The organism is Crenothrix polyspora (genome assembly GCF_900163755.1).
Classification (GTDB): Bacteria; Pseudomonadota; Gammaproteobacteria; order Methylococcales; family Methylomonadaceae; genus Crenothrix; species Crenothrix polyspora.
On sequence record NZ_FUKI01000045.1, the window covers coordinates 1 to 20,457 of the forward strand.

Below are 20,457 nucleotides of genomic sequence, written 5' to 3' on the forward strand. Positions count from 1 at the left end.
AAATGCCAAACACTATATCGCCTTATGGCATGTTTAATAAAGGTTTTTAATGCGTTTGCCCTGACTGCCTGTTCGACGATGGGGACGAAAGTTGATCCAAATGCTTTGGCTTCATTTACAAAAGGGAAAACCACTTATAGCGAAGTGATTACTGCACTGGGCGAACCAAACCAATCTACGGTTAATGCCAATGGCGAAAAGATTTTAACTTATTCATATTCCAAAACACGTATGAATCCAGCTACTATGATCCCACTTGTAGGTCTTTTTGTTACTCCTGCTGATATTAAGAGTTCGACGGTAATATTAAATTTTGATAAAAACTCAGTGCTGAGTGATTACAGTTTATCAAACGGACAATACTAAAGGCTGTTTCTGTTTGATAATGAAATAGTTTGGTTGATAGCGGGATTCGGTGGCTTCTTAGGCAGAAAATGCGACAAGGAGCCAGGTGCAAAAAGTCTTTAGCAATGCCTTCAGTGCGTTATGAATTTTACGATAGTAATCCAGGCATTGAAAGAAGCTAATAGTTGTGTATAAGGGGATAAGCTTAATTATGATTTATAAGATTTTTTTAATGGTCTTTGTACCCAGTGTTTTTTTACTATCAGCACCTGTCGCACAGGCAGCTGTTTTATATAAATTAACTGAACTGGGAGTTTTTAATAATACGCTAACTTCTCTTCATCCTATTGCAAGTCGTGGAATAGCTATAAATAATAATGGACAGGTTGTTGGTTCGTCTGATCCTAACGGGTGTGATTAAAAGTGCGGGGGCTTGAAAATATTGGGGTGGCGTTATGATTATTTGGCATTAATGAGCCAATTTGGAGTTTGAAAGTATCAAAAAAATACTAAAAACACCCCTAAAACCGACTGAATCTCTGAGAAATAAAATATCCCCCCGCACTTTTAATCACACCCGATCCTAACCTATCTATGACATACCCAACGGCTTTTATCACCAATACCAAAGGGATTATTAACAGTGATACCTCCTATTTTACCGAAGCATTGAGCATTAATACGAGTGGCCAAGTGGCAGGCTATTTTCAGGCGCATTCACACCGTATTGGTGCTATAGGCCCTTATGCGGTGCTTGTTACTAAAAATAAAGTAAAAAATTTGGATACGTTGGGCAGTCAATATAGCTTTGCTTACGACGTAAACGATAAAGGCGAAGTAACAGGCTACAGGGCAGTCAAAACCGGGGGTGATCGTGCCTTTGTCGTAACCAGTAAGGGTGTTATGAAAGACTTACCTAGCGATACCGGTGTTTCTGCCACTTATGCGTATGCCATCAACAATAAAAGTCAGGTAGCGGGTTATGCGTCAACACATGTGGGTGATCGTGCATTTGTTACCCTTAATGGCGCAATGAAATATTTGGGCGTATTAGGCGGGTTTTACAGTAAGGCTTACGGGCTTAACGATAAAGGTCAAGTTGTTGGCCTGTCGGATGTCGCCTATAACAGTCCGTATACTCATGCTTTTGTTACTGTTAACGGCGTTATGAAAGATTTGGGCGCGTTACGTGCTAAAGATAGCAGTACTGCGCTAGGCATTAATAGCCAAGGCCAAATTGTGGGATACAGTAGCAGTGACACAAAGAGTATTGGTAACATAACGGGGTGGAGCAGCGCTTGGATGTCGGTAGCTGATCGTGCGTTTGTTACGATCAAAGGCAAAATGACAGATTTAAATAGCTTGATCGATCCGCGTATAAAGTGGACGTTGGCGCGGGCGAATGCCATTAACGATCAAGGCCAAATTACCGGTGTTGGTATCAATCCTAAGGGTGTACGAACCGCCTTTTTATTGTCACCAATCAAACAGCGTTGGTAACAAAAAGGCGTAGAAATACGGTTAGGAACGTGCATGAAATAACTTGAACAACTTAAACGCCACCACCGTTCGTGCTGAGCCTGTCGAAGCATGAACTTGCTCAAGTTATTTCGTGCGCGTTCCTTAGTCTCTCAAATTAAATAGAACTGCTATTGCTGCAAACAATATCTCAGGAAAAGCTGGACATGAGTTGGATACAGCTCTAAAAAATATTCAAACTGCATATGCAAATTGATAGGACTCAGCTCCGTCTAACAAAAGTCATAATTTCTAATAACTGTCGAAGTGTGTCGTTCATGCTTCGACAAGCTCAGCACGAACGGTAGCTGTAACTGTCCTAAATTGAAAATGCTGTATTACCATAAAAATCGCCACCCAAATGATTATGGATGGCGATTTTCTGACCTAATTCGCTTCAGGCACCACCGAAAACAAGGCACGACCTAAACGTTCATGCACTCGTTGAGTAGGATGTATTTCGTCAAAAAAAAGAAAAGAATTCATCTTGGCATTATTACAGGCGGGGTAATACTTAAAGCCTGCACTGCTGTAACACGCCTGCTGAGTATCATTAAAGTTGTAGGCTTTACCGTTATTGCCTAAGCCTTTAAAAAAAGACAGCAGATCAAATAACACAATTTTCACGCCCTTTTTCTTGTCAATCTGGGCAACAGTTTGCGCCAGCTTTTTATTAAAGAGGCTGGTTCTTTGGCTGGCATAGCTAACCAGATTAGGTTTGCTGGCAGCGGCCAATGCGTGAGTTTCCGGTATGCTGCCAATATCGGGGGAATTAACCACGAGAAAATGCGTTGCACCAGCAGTAGCCAATTGTGACAATGCGCTTTGTATATTGCTGGTAGCTTTATTCAATAAGGCTGCTGCCGCTTTTTCAGGTTGATCACGCATATCGCGTATATCATTACCGCCCAAAAAAATCACATACAACGTATCAGCACGGGCTTTGCCAGCTTGGCTTTGTAAAAATACCGCTAATTGTGCATTTAAATCAATGCCGCTAATACCTGCCGCCCGTGCGCCCGCAACAGAAAAATTATTACCGTTGACCGTTCCATCCAAATGTAACGATGGTTTTAACGGCAAGCCCAAGAATTTCGCTAAATACGAGACAGCCATCGCGCCATTGGTAAAGCCATGTTGATACGGTGACTTGTTAAGAAAACTGTAGGTTGGTAAAGAGGCGAGGTTACCGCTATCCGATAAGCTATCACCAAAAACGACAAGCTTGGTATACGGTGCGGCAATAAGTGGCAGCGGCGCTAATAAAGCAACGCACAGCAGAATTTTTTTGTACAAACACGTTAACATAGCATTTACTCCAATGAGGTTAATGAATCATAAACCAAAGTCAATAGTACCGCTAAAGCCTTATCGGTGGTAATAAAAAAAGCTCATGCTGCGCGTTATTTAATATGATTAGGCGTGACTCAGAGCATTGCTTTTTAGCGAATCGCCTGAATGGTGCTTGCGAAATCTGGGTTTTCATCTGGCAAACTGTGTTTTTTTCGTGATTTATTGGTAATTACTATTTTTTTGAATCGCCTGTTTTTTTTGCATTTAAAAATGTAAATATTAACAATACCTTCGCCAATTTTGGCTTTTAACCTAAACTCGATGAAAATCAGCTTGGGCGGCTATAGTTAAATCAATGACTTAGATGTGCTTGAAGCTCCATTTTCAACTGATTTTATCCGTTTGGCGAAGGTATTGATTAATAAATAGCTTTTAAACCAAGACTTCTGCACAAACAGGCTGGTTTAAAAATTGAGTGGGGCTTGCCGTATAACCATAAGCCCCTGATTGATAAACCACCACAAAATCACCTATCTCCGCGATAGGTAATTCCATTTTATCGGCCACTATATCCAATGGGGTACACAAAGAGCCAACAATAGTCACTATTTCTCTTTCAGTAACGGCCATTTTATTACCAATTGCTACAGGGTAATTTTTTCTAAGCACCTGACCAAAGTTACCCGATGCGGCCAAATGATGATGCAAGCCCCCGTCAACGACTAAAAAAGTTTGTCCACGCGATACTTTTTTATCGATAATTTGGCACACATAAACCCCAGCTTCCCCCACCAGATAACGACCAAGTTCAATAATCACCTCGGTTTGCGGCTGTTCGGCTTTAAGATACAGCATAGCGTCAGTCAGCGCATCGCCAACCTGGCGAATATTTAATGGCGTATCACCTGGAAAATAAGGAATACCATAACCGCCACCGATATTAAGTTTTTTGAGTGGGGTAGGGCAGTGCGCTGCCAGTGTAATTGCTAGAGCAATGCTTTTTTGTTGTGCTTCGCTGATAGCCTCGGCATTTAAATTTTGCGAGCCGCTGTAAATATGGAAACCTTTAAAATCTAAAGCTAAGGTCTTAATGCGTTGTAAAACAGCAGGTAACTGTTCTTCATCAATACCAAACGGTTTAGCACCACCGCTCATTTTCATACCCGATGCTTTTAACTCAAAAGCGGGATTGATACGCACGGATACATGGGCTTGAATACCGGTTTTTTCTGATAATTGCGCGATGGTTTCCAATTCATGAAACGACTCGATATTTAAAGTAATACCCGCAGCAATTGCTTGTGATAATTCTTGTGAGCGCTTGCCAGGCCCCGCCATACTGATATTGCCAGCGGCCATAGTGGTATCAAGTGCCACTTTCATTTCTCCCGCAGAGGCTAAATCCAAGCCATCAACAATATTGGCCATATGTTGTACAACCGCTGGCATCGGATTGGCTTTCATTGCGTAATGAATCTTTAAATCTGCCGGCATGGCCGCTCGCACATCAAGAACACGCTGGCTCATCAGTTGCCTGTCGTAGGCATAAAACGGTGTTGATCCAACCCGTTGAGCCAGGCGATTGAGTGCTATACCACCGATTAGCAGCGTGTTATTACACACCGGAAATTGCGCCATACTGGTGTGTTGCGGCAAGGATTTAATCATGATTGAAACTGTTGGCAAATGTTTCGGCCAAGGCTTTACGGTCTATTTTGCCATTGGGATTTTTGGGTAACAGTGACAATACCTTGATTTTAGCCGGTAGCATATAGCTGGGCAATTGGGTTTTACACAGATTAATGAGCGCTTGTTCGTCATGAAAATTATCGGCATCATTGACGCTGATAACAACTAAAATCGCCTGTCCTAAAGTTTCGTGTTCTATTCCGATGGCGGCAGCTTCTTTGGCAAAACCAGACGCATAAATTACTTCTTCAATTTCGGTAGGGCTAACGCGATAGCCGGAGGTTTTTATCATGTCATCTTTGCGGCCAACAAAATATAAATAACCGTCTTCATCCTGGGTTACGGTATCACCAGACCAGACGGCAATTTCTGGCAATGGCAAACCTTGGCACTTAACAGGGCTGGGTTTAAAGCGTTCAGCGGTTTTAATCGGATCATTCCAGTAACCCAGTGATACCAATGCACCACGGTGTACAAGTTCGCCAGGCTCGTGAGCATCGCATAAAGAGCCATCTTCACGTACTACTAAAATTTCTGCATTTGGGATAGCTTTGCCAATGGAGTCAGGTCGATTATCAATTTGGTCAGGGGGCAAATACGTTGAGCGAAACGCTTCGGTTAAACCGTACATGAGAAAAAATTGGCTGGCCGGTGTTTTTGCACGCAGTGCGGTCAACAGTGTTTTGGGCATTTTACCACCGGAATTGGTCATATAACGTAAATGCGTATTAATACTGGCTGGCCAGGTTAAGTTGGCTAATTGTGCCCACAAAGGTGGTACAGCGGCTAAGCCAGTGATTTTGTGGGTTTCCAGCGCTATAATCACATCTCGCGGTAGTAAATAATCCAGTAATACGCAGCATGCGCCTTGTAACAAACAACTGGTGAGCTGGTTTAAACCATAATCAAAACTGAACGGTAAAACTGCCAATAAACGATCCTTCGCAGTAATATTTAAATACTCGCTGACACTTTCAGCACCAGCAATCAGGTTTCTATGCGATAACACCACCCCTTTGGGCTTACCGGTACTGCCAGAGGTGTATAAAATAGCCGCCATGTCGGTGTCGATAACCGTAGGTAATACACGGGTATTATCAGCTTTAGCCAGAAAATTTTGCCAATTTAACAACTGCTGTGTTAATACAATATTGGGTACTTCCTCTGTGTCAACCAAAATAACACTCTGTAAGTCGGAGCAATTTGCTAGGCCAGATGCCAAAGATTGCAAACGATTTTTAGAGGTGATTAATAGCTGAACATTGCAATCATTGAGAATATAAGTTACTTGCGCAGGTTTTAACACCGAATTAATCGGTACAAATACGCCGCCTGCTTTTGAAATAGCTAAAAAACTGCTGACGGTTTCTATTTGTTTCGGTAAATAAACAGCAACCCGCTGGCCAGGTTTTATATGCAAACTGTGTAAAGCCTGAGCCTGTTGACAAACCAGCTTATCAAGGCATTGATAGCTTAGATTGGTTTTTTTATAGACAACAGCCGTGGCGAGGGGTGTAAAAGCGCACGCGTGTGTCAGAAGTTGATGCAGTAATATGGGCATAGAGGCGATTGTGGTTGTTAGTGATTTAACCTGTTATAACAAGGCTTATACTGGATAAAAATGTAAAAGCCGTCTGCATTTGTAGTGTCTTATTGCCTATTTTGGCTACTACAGCGTTTTCACAGCTCAATAGTTACAGCGTAACCGTTCGCACTGAGCTTGTCGAAGTGTGCCGTTCATGCTTCGACAAGCTCAGCACGAACGGTGGCTGTAACTGTCCTAAGTTGAAAACGCTGTAACTTAACGTGGGATAAAAAATAATAACATTCAAGTAGAGCTGGGCTACCTGCTGTTTCTCAACCCAACCTATATTGTCTCTTATTAAACTGGTAGCCCATATTTGTATGGCGAAACTTTACCTAAAAAGTATAGCCACTAAATAAGTGCTGTAGGCATAAATTGTACCGAACTGTATTTTTAGAGTTTATTTGTAACGTTTATAAAACAGGCTGTGTGCTTCTTATTTACAGTGCTGCTGACAGAACGATGTGTTGCTGTATCAGTTGCCTTGTTACAACATCTTCGCCAAAATTTATTTTACAAATAAATTATTAAATAACATGCAATACAGCGTTTTCAACTTAGGACAGTTACAGCCACCGTTTGTGCTGAGCTTGTCGAAGCATGAAGGGCACACTTCGACAAGCTCAGTGCGAACGGTTACGTTGTAACTATTGAACTGTGAAAACGCTGTATGTGTAATTATTACAACTGAATAATTCGGTTTTCCCATCTAATTTCACTAAATCGATTAACTTAAACATCGAGTACCACCAAGCATCTGTTCTGCCATTTCTGGATACGTCCAGCTACTCGATGACGTAATTACTGATTTATTGTAATCTTAATACTACTGATGTCAGACTTTGTCTATAAGTGGTAAAATGAATTGACATTTTTTCATCTTTGCCTTACTTTGGTATTCACCGGCAACTGATTTAATAAGTTAGTTATTGGTCTGTCTAATGACCTGAGCGGGTTCAAAATAATTTCGCAACTCGATGCCAAAGGGGAGCGATGTGACAGAAAGTCAGGGAAGATAAAAATTAAATGCAGGAAGAGCGCCGCTTGACGTTACGAAACGTTTCGTTCTTTCTTCAAACAGAAACAGTTCTAGTTAAGGAGAACAGAGGTATGGAACAGAATAGTGTAGTTGCTGTGGTAGGGCTGGGTTACGTTGGATTGCCATTAGCGGTTGAGTTTGGCAAAAAATATGAAACATTGGGTTACGACTTATCGGAAAGTAAAATAGCCAGTTATCGGCGTTATTGCGATCCAACCGGTGAGGTGTCCAGTGACGATTTACGTGCTGCAATTGGCTTGCAGGTCAGCTCTGATCCTGCTGCTTTAGCGAAGGCCGATTTTATTATCATTGCCGTGCCTACCCCCATAGATACCGCGCATCAGCCAGATTTTTCACCGCTTATCTCATCGTCAATCACAGTCGGCAAGCATTTAAAAGCCGGTGCGATTGTCATTTATGAATCAACTGTGTATCCGGGTGCTACTGAAGACGTGTGCATTCCCATACTGGAGCGTGAATCCGGTTTAACGTGGCAACATGATTTCCATGTTGGCTACTCGCCAGAGCGTGTTAATCCCGGTGACAAAGAACATACTATCACCAAAATTACCAAAGTAGTTTCTGGTGACAATGCCGTCACGCTGGAAAAAATTGCTCATTTGTATGGCAGTGTCATTACCGCAGGCGTACACCGCGCCAGCTCCATTAAAGTGGCAGAAGCCGCTAAAGTAATTGAAAACACCCAGCGCGATTTAAATATTGCTTTAATGAATGAGCTGGCAATTATTTTTAATCATATCGGTATCGATACGTTGGAGGTTTTAAAAGCGGCGGGTACAAAATGGAATTTTTTACCATTTCGACCGGGTTTGGTGGGTGGGCATTGTATCGGGGTTGACCCTTATTATCTCACCCATAAAGCAGATATGGTGGGCTATCATCCGTATGTTATTTTAGCTGGACGGCGCATTAACGATGGCATGGCCGCCTTTATTGCTCAACAAACCAGTAAGCATTTAATGAGTGCCAATTGCTGTGTAAAAACCGCTAAAATCATTGTTTTGGGATTAACGTTTAAAGAAAATTGCCCCGATTTACGCAATTCCAAAGTCGCTGATGTGGTGTTTGAGCTGAAAGATTTTGGTTGGGATGTGTTTGTTCACGATCCGGTTGCTTGCACAGCGGATGCTTTGTATGAATATGGAATTAGTTTGGTTGCATGGGATGAATTACCCCAGGCTGATGCCATTGTTGCTGCTGTCTCTCATGATGAATATTTGGTTTTATCGCAAACCGCGTTATTAGCGAAACTGAAACTGGGTGGTTTATTGGTGGATGTGAAATCGGTTTATGATCCTGTTGCGCTGGCAGCGGCAGGCTATCAATTTTGGCGTTTATAAAGCATTACTGAATGCGATTGCAGTATTGAGTGCTTGGTAAAAAGTAAGTATCGACACCTGGCGGCTTATTTTATGTGTTAGTTACAGCGTTTTCACAGTTCAATAGTTACAGCGTAACCGTTCGCACTGAGCTTGTCGAAGTGTGCCGTTCATGCTTCGACAAGCTCAGCACGAACGGTGGCTGTAACTGTCCTAAGTTGAAAACGCTGTAATTAGGAATTAAAACGAACAGCGTCGATTAATTCATTCTGCTGGACGGTTCTCTTCGTATCGGAAGGCAAAAGTTAAAAACGGAAATATCGAGTAAGGCCATGAAAAAAAGAAAAAACACGATCACAGACCTAAATCTTAATTTCAATACAGGCTATGATGCCACGGCTATTTTAGAGACCGGCTTACTATCTGACATCGTCAGACCCAAACGCATTCTGGTGCGTGTGCTGGCCTTAGCCATTATTATTGCGGCCATGACCGTGGTGTTGGAACTGCGCTGGGATAACATGAATTATTACTGGTATCAACCGCTGACTAACACCTACTCGATTGCGATTGCCGGTTTTATCTTATCGCGTTTTGTGTTGTCGTTGTGTTATCGCCCCCCCAAAGACGTAGGCTTGTTGCCTACGGTGAGCATTATTATTACGGCTTTTAATGAAGAAGATGCGATTTATCGCACGGTTGAATGCTGCTATGCCATTGACTATCCAGCACATAAATTTAAAGTGATTGTGGTGGATGACGGTTCCACCGATGCAACTTTAGTCGAGGTAAGTCGCGCTCAGGTACGTTGGCCGGAGTTAATTTTGGATGCTTTTGAAAAAAACAAAGGTAAACGCGAAGCGATGGCGGCGGGCGCTCGGTTAGCTAAAGGCGAAATTTTAGTGTATGTCGATTCAGACAGCTTTTTAAGGCGTGACAGTGTCAGTAAAATTGTACAAGGCTTTGCGGATCCGCGCGTTGCAGCGGTTGCTGGCCATACTGAGGTTGCTAACGTCACTAAAAATAGCCTGACCCGTATGCAGCAGGCGCGGTATTACGTGGCATTTAGGGTGATAAAGGCTGCTGAAAGCGTATTTGGTACGGTGTCATGTTGTCCGGGTTGTTTTTCTGCGTACCGACGGACTTGCGTGATGGAGGTGCTGGATACGTGGTTAAATCAGCATTTTTTGGGGGTGCAAGCCACGTTTGGTGATGATCGTAGTTTAACCAATTATTTGCTGCGGAAATACCAGGTCATTTACTCGTCTGATGCGGTTGCCACCACCATTGTGCCTGAAGAGCATCGCAAATTTTTAAAGCAACAACTGCGTTGGAAAAAATCATGGTTCAGAGAAACTTTGATTGCTGCGACTTTTATGTGGAAGAAGCCGCCGCTGGCCACTGTTGCGTTTTATGCCCAGTTGCTTTTCCCGATTGTTGCGCCTATTTTAATTTTACGCATCTGTGTCTGGTTGCCTTATGCCAATGGCGATTTACTGTCACCGGTGATTTATTTAGTCGGCACGGTACTCATCGGCATGATGTTTTCAGCCTACTATTTATTCTGGAAAAGTGATCGTTACTGGATTTATGGCCTGTATTTCACGTTATATTATTTATTGTTTTTGGTATGGCAAATGCCTTATGCCATTGCCACACAACGCGATAATAAATGGGGGACGCGATGAGTAGTTCACAAACATCACCCCAAAAACTAACGCCACCCCCCGTTTACGATCGCCGAAGCAAAGGGCGAGTGATACACAAAGATGCGAGCAAACATCGAATTTTGCCGGAAGATCATAAGCGGGAATTTTCGCACAATCAGTCCGTGTTGCAACCCTTACAAGATCGTCGGAACATGCCTCGAACGTCACCGGTAAATCATTGGCGCAATCTGCTGATCTGGGTGGGTTTAATACTGGCCGCTATGGGTGTTAACCAAGCGTTCCATTTTTTTTTCAACCATGTGTCTCCGCCGTTGTCAGTCATGCCGGCGCTAAATAGTGTGGAAAACGAGGCGTTTATGGCGCTCAATGTGAAGATGGTGGATGCGGGTGCAGCACATTCGGTGGTATTAGATAGCGCTTTGAAAAAACAATTAGCGGCGTTAAAAAAAGCGCATTACACAGCAGTAAAACTTGAGCAGATTAATCGTTGGCAACACAGCGCTAGCGCCGAGTTGCCTGCCAAGCCGGTGTTAATTACGTTCGATGAGGCCAGGCGCGACACGATGGAAATCACCGATGCTATTTTGGCCTCTTTAGGTATGTCGGCACTGGTTTTTGTGGATGTTGATAAGCTGAATAAGGGCAATCTCCAGTTGGTTTCTTGGCATCAGCTTGAAAAATTAGTCCGCAGTGGCCGATGGGATGTGGGTATATCGGGTTGTGTAGGCGGTGATGAGAGTGCTTTTACTTCTGACACATTGCTGGCACAAAAATTTGTTCGCCAACGTGAACAACTTGAGCGCCAATTACAGATACCGATAACCACGGTGAATTGCACACGCAGAGCATCCATCAATACCGCTAACGGGGTTGCGCGGTGGAACAAAGCCTTACAAGAGGCTTCTTTGCAAACTGGCTTTGTGGCTGCGTCGTTCGGGGCAAATTACAGACAAGATACTAAAACCCATTTCAAACGTATTGATGTAACAGTACCCAGCAGTGCAGCGCAACTGTTGGCTACGCTCAATCGTTACGCGCCACGCCGCACTGCTTTTGTGGATAGTTTTCACAGCAAAAACCTTGATTCCAATTGGGTCGTGGGTAATGGCTCGATCGTCCCTGACAATGGCCTACTTACTCTGCAAAGCAAGGACGGTGAACAAGGGGCGTTAATGACGCTAGGCGGTACGGAGAAGTGGCAGGATGCTGAGGTCGAGGTTAGCTTAAAAAACAAACCCAATGGTCAGTTTTGGATTGCTTTGCGGCAAGGCATAGGGCAGTCTTTTTTACGATTGGGTTTGGCAAACGATAAGGTCATGCTGCAAGAAACCAATGGTAGCGGTCTGACTAAGGTATTGGCTGAGCACGCATTACCGATTGATACCCTGACCTTAAAGCTGCGGGTGGTGGGGTCGCGTGTTATGGCATATTTAAACGGTGTACCTTTATTGGCAAGGCCTGTTAAAACGACACATACCGCAGATCACGGTGCATTCTCACTGGCTGTGTGGCCTGACAGCTCCGGTGTTAAAGCGGGTGCTGCAAGCGCATTCGCCCAAGTGATGAAAATATCGGCTACGCCCTTAGCGCAAAAAAGCGCGATTGTTGCGCCTGTATTAGGGGCGGTTGCGTGGGCAAAGCTTCGTCAACAAGCCGATACGCTCTCGATAGTCAGCCCTAACTATTTTACGTGGTCAGGTGGTGTAGCTAAATCGCTAGCGCGGCATAATATTTCTTTGGAAATATTTGCGTGGCATCATCATTTAAAGATTTTGCCTGCTGTCTTGATTAACGAGGCTACCCCATTATCAGAGATAAAGGCATTGACTGAACAAGCGTTAATTTGGGTTGCTGATCCGTCCTATCAAGGACTTAATATTATTTTAAAAAATAGCGTTGTTGACGAAAAGTGGCAAGCATTTTTGAACACTGTTAAGCAGCGTCTAAGCCAACTGGATAAAACCTTAGTGGTAACGCTATTAAATGACAACAGCACGTTGCCAATAACGCAACAAGATGGGTTATTGCTGGTGACTGACCAAATGCGTTTTATATCGACAGCACCCATTGTGCTGTATCCACACAGTGCGAAACCATAGCCTTGAATCTTAAGTAGCGAACGCACTGATTTTAATATTAACCGACTAAGAGGTTTGAGAGATGACTAATTTTCGAAAGAGAGACAAGAGAGAGCGTACATCCTTAGTAGCGTCGAATACAGTGGCAGATGTGTATGGAAAAATAGGTAAGCTATGCAATATTGCCTTGCGTTTGCGGGGTATGCCGTTAGCGATCGCATTAACGGCCACATTAGCGATTAATGTATCGGGAGATAATTTAATCAGTGTGGCTAATGCAGGTCCGCAGGCGGTCTCCAAGCCGGTATTATCCAAGCCGACGCTAATTCTCAGCGCCACTAAGCGACAACAGGCCGTTGTAGGAGAGTTGTTGCGGCCAACTGCAGGAGGGGCGTTGCAGGCAATTGTAGGAGTGCCATTGGACAATATTCTAGTGCATCTTAAAAATCCTGGTCAGGAAACTGATAACGCACGTTTGCGTATATTTGTTCACAGTGAAGACGACCGTGAGGTGGGGGCAGACGATATTAAGATTGCTGTCTTGGAAGCGGGAACTTGGAAGGCCTTGAATGAAGTCAATGTAGCGGTAGAGCCTATTGACGGCGGCGTAATGGGTGCGATTGGTGGAACAGGTTTAGGAAAAGGAGTCGGTAAAAAAGACACAGGCGCGAACACAGCCGCAGGCTCAGGTATCGGTGCAGAAGCAGAAACAGGCGCAGAAATAGATGCGGGAATAGAAGCTGCAAAAGGAGCTGGCGCAGGAAAATCATATAAAGGCAATCATCAACGCGGCGGTTTCGCTATTGGTAAGAATGCAAATATACAGTGGCGCTTACAGCTGACATTTGCTGTTGCGGGACGTTATTCGGTGGTCATGGCGGTTTCTCCTGATAATGGTTCAACCCATTTGGCGCAACCTATAAGTTTTAATGTGGAGGCGTCATGAATACGGCAACCCATACATTTTCAATCAACTTTCCCAATCACAGCGGGGTTGAGACGTTATTAACGTTTGTTAAGCTGATGTTGCTTGCTTGGCTGGCAATTATCACTGTAGTTCAATCAACACAAGCGCGGGCGACCACGCTGGTATCCTTGACGTTTGATGATGGCCGAAACCAATCAGCCGCCCGTTTGTTGTTGTTAAATCACGGTATGAAAGGCACTTTTTATGTCAATTCAGATAGGGTTGGTTTGGGTGCGCCTTATCTGAGCAAAGCAGAACTGGATGTCTTATACGCGGACGGCAATGAGATAGGCGGGCATAACATTGGCCATGTAGATTTAGCAACGCTGTCAGATGCCGCTCAAAAAACCGCCATCTGCAATGATATGCAACAACTCGTTAATTGGGGTTATCAAGTGCGTTCGTTTGCCTACCCATTTTCATCTACAGGCCCCACAACACAGAGTATAGTCGCGGCAGGTTGCCCCGGTGTGGGCACTTATGAAAGTGCGCGTGCGGTGGGCGGCTTGGTGAACCCTAATTCGTGTAACGGCTGCCCATGGGCTGAATCTTTGCCCCCCGCTAATCGCTATTACATCAGCACTAATAATTCAATTATTTCGACCACAACGCTGGCTACAATGCAAGGCTATGTGCTAGAAGCTGAAAATCATGGCGGTGGCTGGGTTCCTATTGTAATACACAATATTTGTGATAGTTGTGGCTCATCGCTGTCGGTGAGTCCGGCAACACTGGATGCTTTTTTGACGTGGTTACAAGCTCGGCAAGCACAGGGAACCTATGTTAGAACAATACATCAAGTAATGGCTGGCGACTATGGTCCACCGCCACCGCCACCGCCACCAAGCATTAATTTATTGAATAACCCGTCGTTAGAACTTGATGTAAATCCCGTAAATAACCAAGCCGATTGCTGGCAGCGTGCAGGCTACGGTACCAGTGCTTTTACATGGACACGTCTTAACGGTGGCGGGCACACGCCGGGTTTTGCGGAATCGCTGCAAGTAACTGCGCGTACCAGCGGCGACCGCAAATTAGTACAGAGCCAAGGTTCAGATACTTGCGCGCCGGTTGTAACCGCAGGTAAGCAGTATGTTTTATCGGGATGGTACACATCAAATATCCCTACGGGTATTGTTGCGTATTACAAAACCAGTGCCGGTGTTTGGAATTATTGGCAGACCAGTGGTAATTTTGCAGCAACCAGTACGTGGGCACAAGGCAGTTATACTACGCCACCTGTACCGGCTGACGCAACTGCGCTTTCTTTTGGATTTTATCTTAACAACGTGGGAACGTTGGTAACAGATGATTATGCGATGTTTCTTAAGCAGTAAGGCTTTGTTATGAACGGGGCAGTTTTAGCCGCAATTATCACAGCTAAAACGGCTTCCACAGACAAAAAGTACAGTGATAAGGATAGACAGCGTTTTCACAGTTCAATAGTTACAGCGTAACCGTTCGCATTGAGCTTGTCGAAGTGTGCTGCTCATGCTTCGACAAGCTCAGCACGAACGGTGGCTGTAACTGTCCTAAGTTAAAAACGCTGTAAATCACTGCTAATAACTGAAGCAACACATCTAGTCGTTCTTTACGACAACAAAATAAGGCTAGCAACTTATGATGAGACATCCGTTCGTCCTGAGCTGAGCTTGTCGAAGGACTTGTGGTTCATGGTTCGACAAGCTCAGCACGAACGGTTTTATTTAAAGTTGCTCCGTTTTAAGTTGCTAGCCCAAAATAATAAGGAAATAGTTTTATGTCGACAGTGTCCCCCCTTAAATCTCGGTGGTTATTCGGTAATTTAGCGGGTCAATGTGCTATAGGTTCTCTGGCCTTGCTTCCTGTTTGTACGGTAAGTGCTGATGATACGTCATCGCTGGATGCGGTTTTAAAACGAGCGAATACATTCTATTCTGAAAAAAAATTTGAAAATGCCCGCCAAGAATTTGAACAAGCACTGAAGATTGATAGCGGTTCTCTATCCGCGTGGCGCAGTTTGGGCTGGAGTTATTGGGCATTAGGCCGAAAAGACCGTGCGTATAAAATCTGGGCTGATCTTATAGAGGCTTTTCCTGATGATGTGCCGACACTGGTTGCATTCGGCAAGGCGAATGAGCAAGATCATCATCTGAAAGCGGCAATGGATTATTATGCCCGCGTGTTGGCGCGCGATCCACAGCATAAAGAGGCGCGCCGTGGCATAACCAGAGTGCGATTGTTTCAAACAAGGACGAAGATTATGCTAATACGCCCCTCATTTCACGTAACTAATACAGCGCTGCCGGATAAAAACACCGTGCTAATGCGGGTTGATGCGTTAATGAAACAAGGCCACTATAAAGTAGCAGTCAATATGTTACGGCGCGAAGCACGTACACCTTACACACTGCGTCGATTGGGCAGTGCGCTTGCCAACCTGGGTGAGTATGAGCAAGCCGCCAGTATCTACAAAGCCAGCCTAGGCATTCAAAATAATGGCGCGACGCTTTCTGCTTGGCGCGGTTTAGGTGCTAGTCTTCGCAAACTTGGCCAACATCAGCGAGCTTATGATATTTGGCTCGGCTTGTTGCTAAATTCCCCCCATGATGTGCCCACGCTTTTAGCGATGGGTAGAGCCAGTGAACAAGATGGGTTGTCGCAACAGGGCTTGTATTACTACGCACGAGTGCTGAGAAATGCACCAAGCGATGAAAATGCACACCTCGGTAGGGCAAGAATATTTGCCGTTCAAAAAGACTACAACGCCGCCGAGATAGAGATAAAATCAGCATTAAATCATTGGCCTTCTGATAATTTAGAACTTGCTTTAGCCGAAAACCTTGTTGCGATGGGTCGACATGAGGAGGCTGAGAACATTTTGCAACCTCTTGTACGACGTGAGCAAAATGTCAAAAACCTACAGTTGTTAGGTAGCGTGCTGGCAAAAATGGGTAAAAACGACGAAGCAGTTAGTTATTTTGAGAAAAGTCTGCGCTTAGATGCCAATAATGCCAAATCAGTGATGGGGCTTGCGCGTGTTTATTGGGATCAACATCGTTACAATGAAGGCATCGCGTTGCTACAGCCGTTTTTATCGCATAGTCCTGAGAATGATGTTGCGCGTGCCCGTTTTGCTGAACATGCTTCGGCGGCGGGGCATTGGGAGCAGGCTGAACGGGAGTTAAGGTTTTTAATGGTTAAGCACCCTGGGGACAGTCAATGGAAAGTGAAACTGGCGCGTCAGTTAATGACCTCAGGACATTACAATGAAGCCGTACAATTGGCTGAAAAAGTTGTCGCTAAAAATCCAAGCCAAGTCAGCGCACTTAGTTTATTGGCGAGTAACGCGATTTTTTCGGGTGATATTGAGGAAGGGATTCAATGGACAAAACGCATTACCGATATTAAACCGACAGCCGAAAAACTGAATCAGCTCGGAAAATTACATATCGAACGCGGCGCACAATTAGAGACAGCTGGGAAACACGAAAAAGCCATGCGCCACTACGCCGCCGCCAGTGCTGAATTTCAGCATGCATCCGCCCTAGATCCCATAAAATCCAGAGCACCTATTGGTATGGTAGAAGCTTTGCGCTTGCAAAAACGTTATGGTGAAGCGCAACAACTCGCTGAAAATCTCCATACACATTATCCAAATTCCGTGGATGTATTGCAACAACTCGCCGATATTAACTCGGAAAAAGAGGATTACACGGCGGCTCGCAAATGGCTTGAGTTAAAGCAAGTTTTGATGCCAGGTAATACACATGTACAGAAAAAGCTCGCCAAAGCCATTTTTTACAGCGGCGAGCAAAGTCGCGGCTTACAAATGTTACGCCAGCTTGTTGATGATGCCAGCCATTCGCCGAGTATTCCCGTATTGCTTTATCACGGTATCACCACGTCTGAGCGTGAAGACACGATGCCGCTGAAAAAGTTTCGTGAGCAATTATTGACACTCAAAAAGGCGGGTTATCAAACCATTACCTTAGCGCAACTTCAGAATTTTTTGGAAGGTAATGAACAATTACCTGCCAAGCCGATCTTGATTACTTTTGATGATGCGCGTGTGGATAGTTTTCAATATGCGGATCCCATATTGGCCGAAACCGGGTTTCGTGCCGCTATGTTTGTGCCAGTCGGTGATGTCGCTACCCATGGTGCGTATACTGTTATATGGCCAGCACTGAGAAAAATGGCAGAAACAGGACGCTGGGATATGCAATGTCACGGTACTGAAGCCCAGCATTACATACCCGTTAATACCGAAGGCCATAAAGGGCGTTTTATGGCTAATCGCCAGTGGTTGGCTGAGGCGCATCGTTTAGAAGACAGAGCAGAATTTACCGCGCGTATCGATCACGATCTTCAAAATTGTCAGGAAACTTTGAGTCGTGAATTAGCGCAGGCTAATATTTTTGCATTTGCTTATCCTTACAGCGACCAGGGACATCGTTCACTTTCGAATGATGCCCGTGTATTTAGTCAAAATCAGGAGATAGTGAACAAACGCTTCCAGTTGGCTTTTCATGTCGACAATGATTATCTGGTGACACGGCATTCGCCACGCTTTTCACTGCCCCGTTTTGAGGTGCCGCGCACTTTTTCGGGCGATGACCTTATCCATCAATTAAAAACTATCGACCCTAAAATCTCCGCCTCTTATGACTTGGCGCATCTTGAAATGGAAGCGGGTAACTATAGTCAGGCAATGACGATTTTTAATCAGTTGGAACGCGACGGCGCAGTCGCTCCCAGTGCTAAAGCAGCGTTTTTGACTACGACTGGTAAAATTTTAAAATTAAGTGATGATCACGCCGGTGCTCGCACCCGTTTTGAGCGAGCTTTGGCGCTTAGCCCTAATGATCCTGCCATTCAAATGGGGATTGCTGCGCTTAACCGTCGACTGAAGCCGTCCATGCAGTTGAGTGGGCAATATTTTGAAGACAATGCGCACCGATCGTATTACGGTGTTAGTCCGTCGGTTCATGTTCCTGTGTCGGATAAGCTGACATTATCTGCTTACTACACATATTTCGATTTTAATCAGACGCTCAGTGCTGCAAGCGGTGGAGCTTTGGCGGGTGAGCAGCAATTTCAGACGCATGTCAATCAATTTGAAGCACAGCTTCGCTACGAATTGGGCGCGAGAACAATACTGTCAGTGTCCGCAGGTGCGGCGGATTACTCGGATAATTCAGCATCTTCTCCCGTAAAGTCGGGGTCAATATTTGCATTAGGTTCTATTAAACTGACTTCGATCATTGCTGATAAATTAGATGTGTCGCTTACGGCGGATCATACTTATGTCAATACTGCGGGCGCTATTTTAAATGATATTGCCTTTAGTCGCGTGCAGGCAGGCTTCGGTTTAAAACTAATGGATTCATTAAAGTTAAGTGCTAGTCATGCGTATTCCTACTACACCGATGATAATCGGAGCAATAGAACCGAGGTTCAGTTCACCAGCCGCGTGTGGAACGAGCCTGATATAACAATCGGGGCACAGTTAATTTACGCGGATACCTTAAAAGAGAATCGCCTGTTTTGGACACCTAATAATTATTTTGGATTTGCGTTGCCGCTAAGCTTAAAAAAGAAATGGGGGCAATCAGTTACAACTGAAATTGCTGTTGCACCGGGTATGGGTAAAGAGGCGGGCAATGATTTTCGCTTTCAAATTAATTCAACTGCTAATATAAATTGGAATGTGAATGATAATTTCAGTGTGTATCTCTCAGCTAATCGCTATGAGGCGGCCAGTTATTCTAATTTTGGTGTCACAGCCGGTATATCTTTAAGATATTAATCAATGAAAAAATTGAAATGGTCAGCGTTTTTTAGGCTAGTTTTTTGGGCGCTTTTTATAAGTCTTTCCATGACTGCCTGTTTGTTCACGGACAAGGCCGACAATCTTAATAATTGCACCACATTTATGGACAATTTTTCGGATGAAACCACGCCAATTATTAAAGAATCCGGCAGTATGGCGAGCAGTTATGATCGTTATTGGTGGTTGAATTCCGGTGCTTATTTATACCGGGAGGGTGGAGAAGCGAGTACCGTACAAAAAAAATTAGCCGACAAAGACAGCTATAAAAAATTGTATGAAAAATCTAATCCGAGGGATTCTGATGATGGCTATCGACCGCAAAATTTACTGCGTTTAGTAACCCGTGCAAAATTCAAGAATTTTACGCAGCAAGTTTTTTTTAAAATTGAACAGATTAATATGTCGGCCAGTCCGAACAGAAATCAATCCAATGGGATTTTGTTATTTCATCGTTATCAAGATGGCAATAATCTTTATTACGTCGGGTTGCGCGTTGACGGTTATGCTGTCGTTAAAAAGAAAGTTTTGGGTAAGTATTACACCTTAAAATCTATTCCTATTTACCCAGGACAATATAATCGCGATACGCTTTCTAATGTGTTGCCTATAAAACAATGGCAGGGCATTAAGACGGTCATCACAGATAACAGTCAGGGTAATGTTGATATTACGCTGTATCTTAACGATGGCCAGTACGGCTCAGATTGGAAGAAAATACTTCAGGTTGAAGATGCCGGAATCGATGCAGAGCGTATTGTTGACAAGGGCTACGCGGGTATTCGTAGTGATTTTATGGATGTACGCTTTGCACATTATTCAGCGATTGAAGAGGGGGTACATCAGCGGAAGGCGTGTGTGGCAAAATAAAAAACCGTCAGTTATTTTATATTTAGAGCCACTGGTGTTCGGTTAAAAATAAAATAGATTCAATTGGTTATAAGCATTGAGATCTTCGAATTTGTACTCATTACTCTGCAAGGCTTACTGTATATGGATTTTCTCGAATAGTGTGACGGATAAAATCTGTAATACGTACAGAACGAAGCATCCGGTAGCCAACTAGTACTTAGTCACTCTTTAAGTGTCGGATAAAGCTTTTTCAATTTTATCCGAGCATC

General features: G+C 44.1%; 14 protein-coding genes. 11 read left to right on the forward strand and 3 right to left on the reverse strand.

The genetic code is table 11. The features are described 5' to 3' along the window. The 4 genes from CRENPOLYSF2_RS02740 to CRENPOLYSF2_RS02750 all read left to right on the forward strand — a co-directional run. Nucleotides 1–366: hypothetical protein (locus CRENPOLYSF2_RS02740; RefSeq protein ID WP_217884053.1), on the forward strand; the 366-nt coding region annotated here is incomplete at its 5' end. A gap of 24 nt (nt 367–390) precedes the next feature. Next, nucleotides 391–468 (forward strand): hypothetical protein, encoded by a 78-nt coding sequence (locus tag CRENPOLYSF2_RS19445; protein ID WP_419185537.1) that lies wholly within the window; start codon nt 391–393, stop codon nt 466–468. A gap of 88 nt (nt 469–556) precedes the next feature. Further along, nucleotides 557–766 (forward strand): hypothetical protein, encoded by a 210-nt coding sequence (locus CRENPOLYSF2_RS02745; RefSeq protein ID WP_087142434.1) that lies wholly within the window; start codon nt 557–559, stop codon nt 764–766. Between the two features lie 173 nt (nt 767–939). Beyond that, on the forward strand, nt 940–1,845 hold the full coding sequence (locus tag CRENPOLYSF2_RS02750) for a DUF3466 family protein (RefSeq protein ID WP_087142435.1): 906 nt from the start codon (nt 940–942) through the stop codon (nt 1,843–1,845). Nucleotides 1,846–2,250: 405 nt separating this feature from the next. Here the strand turns inward: CRENPOLYSF2_RS02750 and CRENPOLYSF2_RS02755 are convergent, their stop codons facing one another. The 3 genes from CRENPOLYSF2_RS02755 to CRENPOLYSF2_RS02765 form a co-directional block, all read right to left on the reverse strand. After that, entirely contained in the window at nt 2,251–3,171 is a 921-nt protein-coding gene (locus CRENPOLYSF2_RS02755; protein ID WP_087142436.1) for an SGNH/GDSL hydrolase family protein, read from the reverse strand. A 417-nt stretch (nt 3,172–3,588) separates the two neighbouring features. Continuing rightward, on the reverse strand, nt 3,589–4,824 hold the full coding sequence (locus CRENPOLYSF2_RS02760) for a pyridoxal-dependent decarboxylase, exosortase A system-associated (protein ID WP_087142437.1): 1,236 nt from the start codon (nt 4,822–4,824) through the stop codon (nt 3,589–3,591). Next, entirely contained in the window at nt 4,817–6,406 is a 1,590-nt protein-coding gene (locus tag CRENPOLYSF2_RS02765; RefSeq protein ID WP_087142438.1) for an acyl-CoA ligase (AMP-forming), exosortase A system-associated, read from the reverse strand. Before CRENPOLYSF2_RS02765 ends, CRENPOLYSF2_RS02760 begins: the two co-directional genes overlap by 8 nt. Nucleotides 6,407–7,540: 1,134 nt before the next feature. On the opposite strand from CRENPOLYSF2_RS02765, the gene CRENPOLYSF2_RS02770 reads away from it, so the two are divergent. The 7 genes from CRENPOLYSF2_RS02770 to CRENPOLYSF2_RS02800 all read left to right on the forward strand — a co-directional run bounded on the left by CRENPOLYSF2_RS02770 (nt 7,541) and on the right by CRENPOLYSF2_RS02800 (nt 20,206). After that, entirely contained in the window at nt 7,541–8,830 is a 1,290-nt protein-coding gene (locus CRENPOLYSF2_RS02770; protein WP_087142439.1) for a nucleotide sugar dehydrogenase, read from the forward strand. 311 nt (nt 8,831–9,141) lie between these two features. Then, complete coding sequence (locus CRENPOLYSF2_RS02775; protein ID WP_087142440.1) at nt 9,142–10,497, forward strand: glycosyltransferase family 2 protein; 1,356 nt, start codon at nt 9,142–9,144, stop codon at nt 10,495–10,497. Further along, nucleotides 10,494–12,578 (forward strand): polysaccharide deacetylase family protein, encoded by a 2,085-nt coding sequence (locus tag CRENPOLYSF2_RS02780; RefSeq protein ID WP_087142441.1) that lies wholly within the window; start codon nt 10,494–10,496, stop codon nt 12,576–12,578. The genes CRENPOLYSF2_RS02775 and CRENPOLYSF2_RS02780 overlap by 4 nt, the downstream gene beginning before the upstream one ends. Nucleotides 12,579–12,639: 61 nt before the next feature. Continuing rightward, a complete protein-coding gene (locus CRENPOLYSF2_RS02785; protein WP_140396777.1) occupies nt 12,640–13,503 on the forward strand; it encodes a hypothetical protein in 864 nt (287 codons plus the stop codon). Beyond that, nucleotides 13,500–14,861: a polysaccharide deacetylase family protein gene (locus tag CRENPOLYSF2_RS02790; protein ID WP_087142443.1), complete on the forward strand. Its 1,362-nt coding sequence runs from the start codon at nt 13,500–13,502 to the stop codon at nt 14,859–14,861. The genes CRENPOLYSF2_RS02785 and CRENPOLYSF2_RS02790 overlap by 4 nt, the downstream gene beginning before the upstream one ends. A gap of 422 nt (nt 14,862–15,283) precedes the next feature. Further along, the gene (locus CRENPOLYSF2_RS02795) at nt 15,284–19,315 is read left to right on the forward strand and encodes a tetratricopeptide repeat protein (RefSeq protein ID WP_087142444.1); all 4,032 of its coding nucleotides are present in this window, start codon (nt 15,284–15,286) and stop codon (nt 19,313–19,315) included. A gap of 3 nt (nt 19,316–19,318) precedes the next feature. Continuing rightward, a complete protein-coding gene (locus tag CRENPOLYSF2_RS02800; RefSeq protein WP_176371011.1) occupies nt 19,319–20,206 on the forward strand; it encodes a hypothetical protein in 888 nt (295 codons plus the stop codon). The last annotated feature ends 251 nt before the right edge of the window (nt 20,207–20,457 follow it).

Coding starts and splice junctions, on each gene's coding strand:
- CRENPOLYSF2_RS02785 (WP_140396777.1), top strand. CDS start 12,640: ATGACTAATTTTCGAAAGAGAGACAAGAGAGAGCGTACATCCTTAGTA.
- CRENPOLYSF2_RS02765 (WP_087142438.1), bottom strand. CDS start 6,406: ATGCCCATATTACTGCATCAACTTCTGACACACGCGTGCGCTTTTACA.
- CRENPOLYSF2_RS02745 (WP_087142434.1), top strand. CDS start 557: ATGATTTATAAGATTTTTTTAATGGTCTTTGTACCCAGTGTTTTTTTA.
- CRENPOLYSF2_RS02755 (WP_087142436.1), bottom strand. CDS start 3,171: ATGTTAACGTGTTTGTACAAAAAAATTCTGCTGTGCGTTGCTTTATTA.
- CRENPOLYSF2_RS02780 (WP_087142441.1), top strand. CDS start 10,494: ATGAGTAGTTCACAAACATCACCCCAAAAACTAACGCCACCCCCCGTT.
- CRENPOLYSF2_RS02790 (WP_087142443.1), top strand. CDS start 13,500: ATGAATACGGCAACCCATACATTTTCAATCAACTTTCCCAATCACAGC.
- CRENPOLYSF2_RS02800 (WP_176371011.1), top strand. CDS start 19,319: ATGAAAAAATTGAAATGGTCAGCGTTTTTTAGGCTAGTTTTTTGGGCG.
- CRENPOLYSF2_RS02760 (WP_087142437.1), bottom strand. CDS start 4,824: ATGATTAAATCCTTGCCGCAACACACCAGTATGGCGCAATTTCCGGTG.
- CRENPOLYSF2_RS02750 (WP_087142435.1), top strand. CDS start 940: ATGACATACCCAACGGCTTTTATCACCAATACCAAAGGGATTATTAAC.
- CRENPOLYSF2_RS02795 (WP_087142444.1), top strand. CDS start 15,284: ATGTCGACAGTGTCCCCCCTTAAATCTCGGTGGTTATTCGGTAATTTA.
- CRENPOLYSF2_RS02770 (WP_087142439.1), top strand. CDS start 7,541: ATGGAACAGAATAGTGTAGTTGCTGTGGTAGGGCTGGGTTACGTTGGA.
- CRENPOLYSF2_RS02775 (WP_087142440.1), top strand. CDS start 9,142: ATGAAAAAAAGAAAAAACACGATCACAGACCTAAATCTTAATTTCAAT.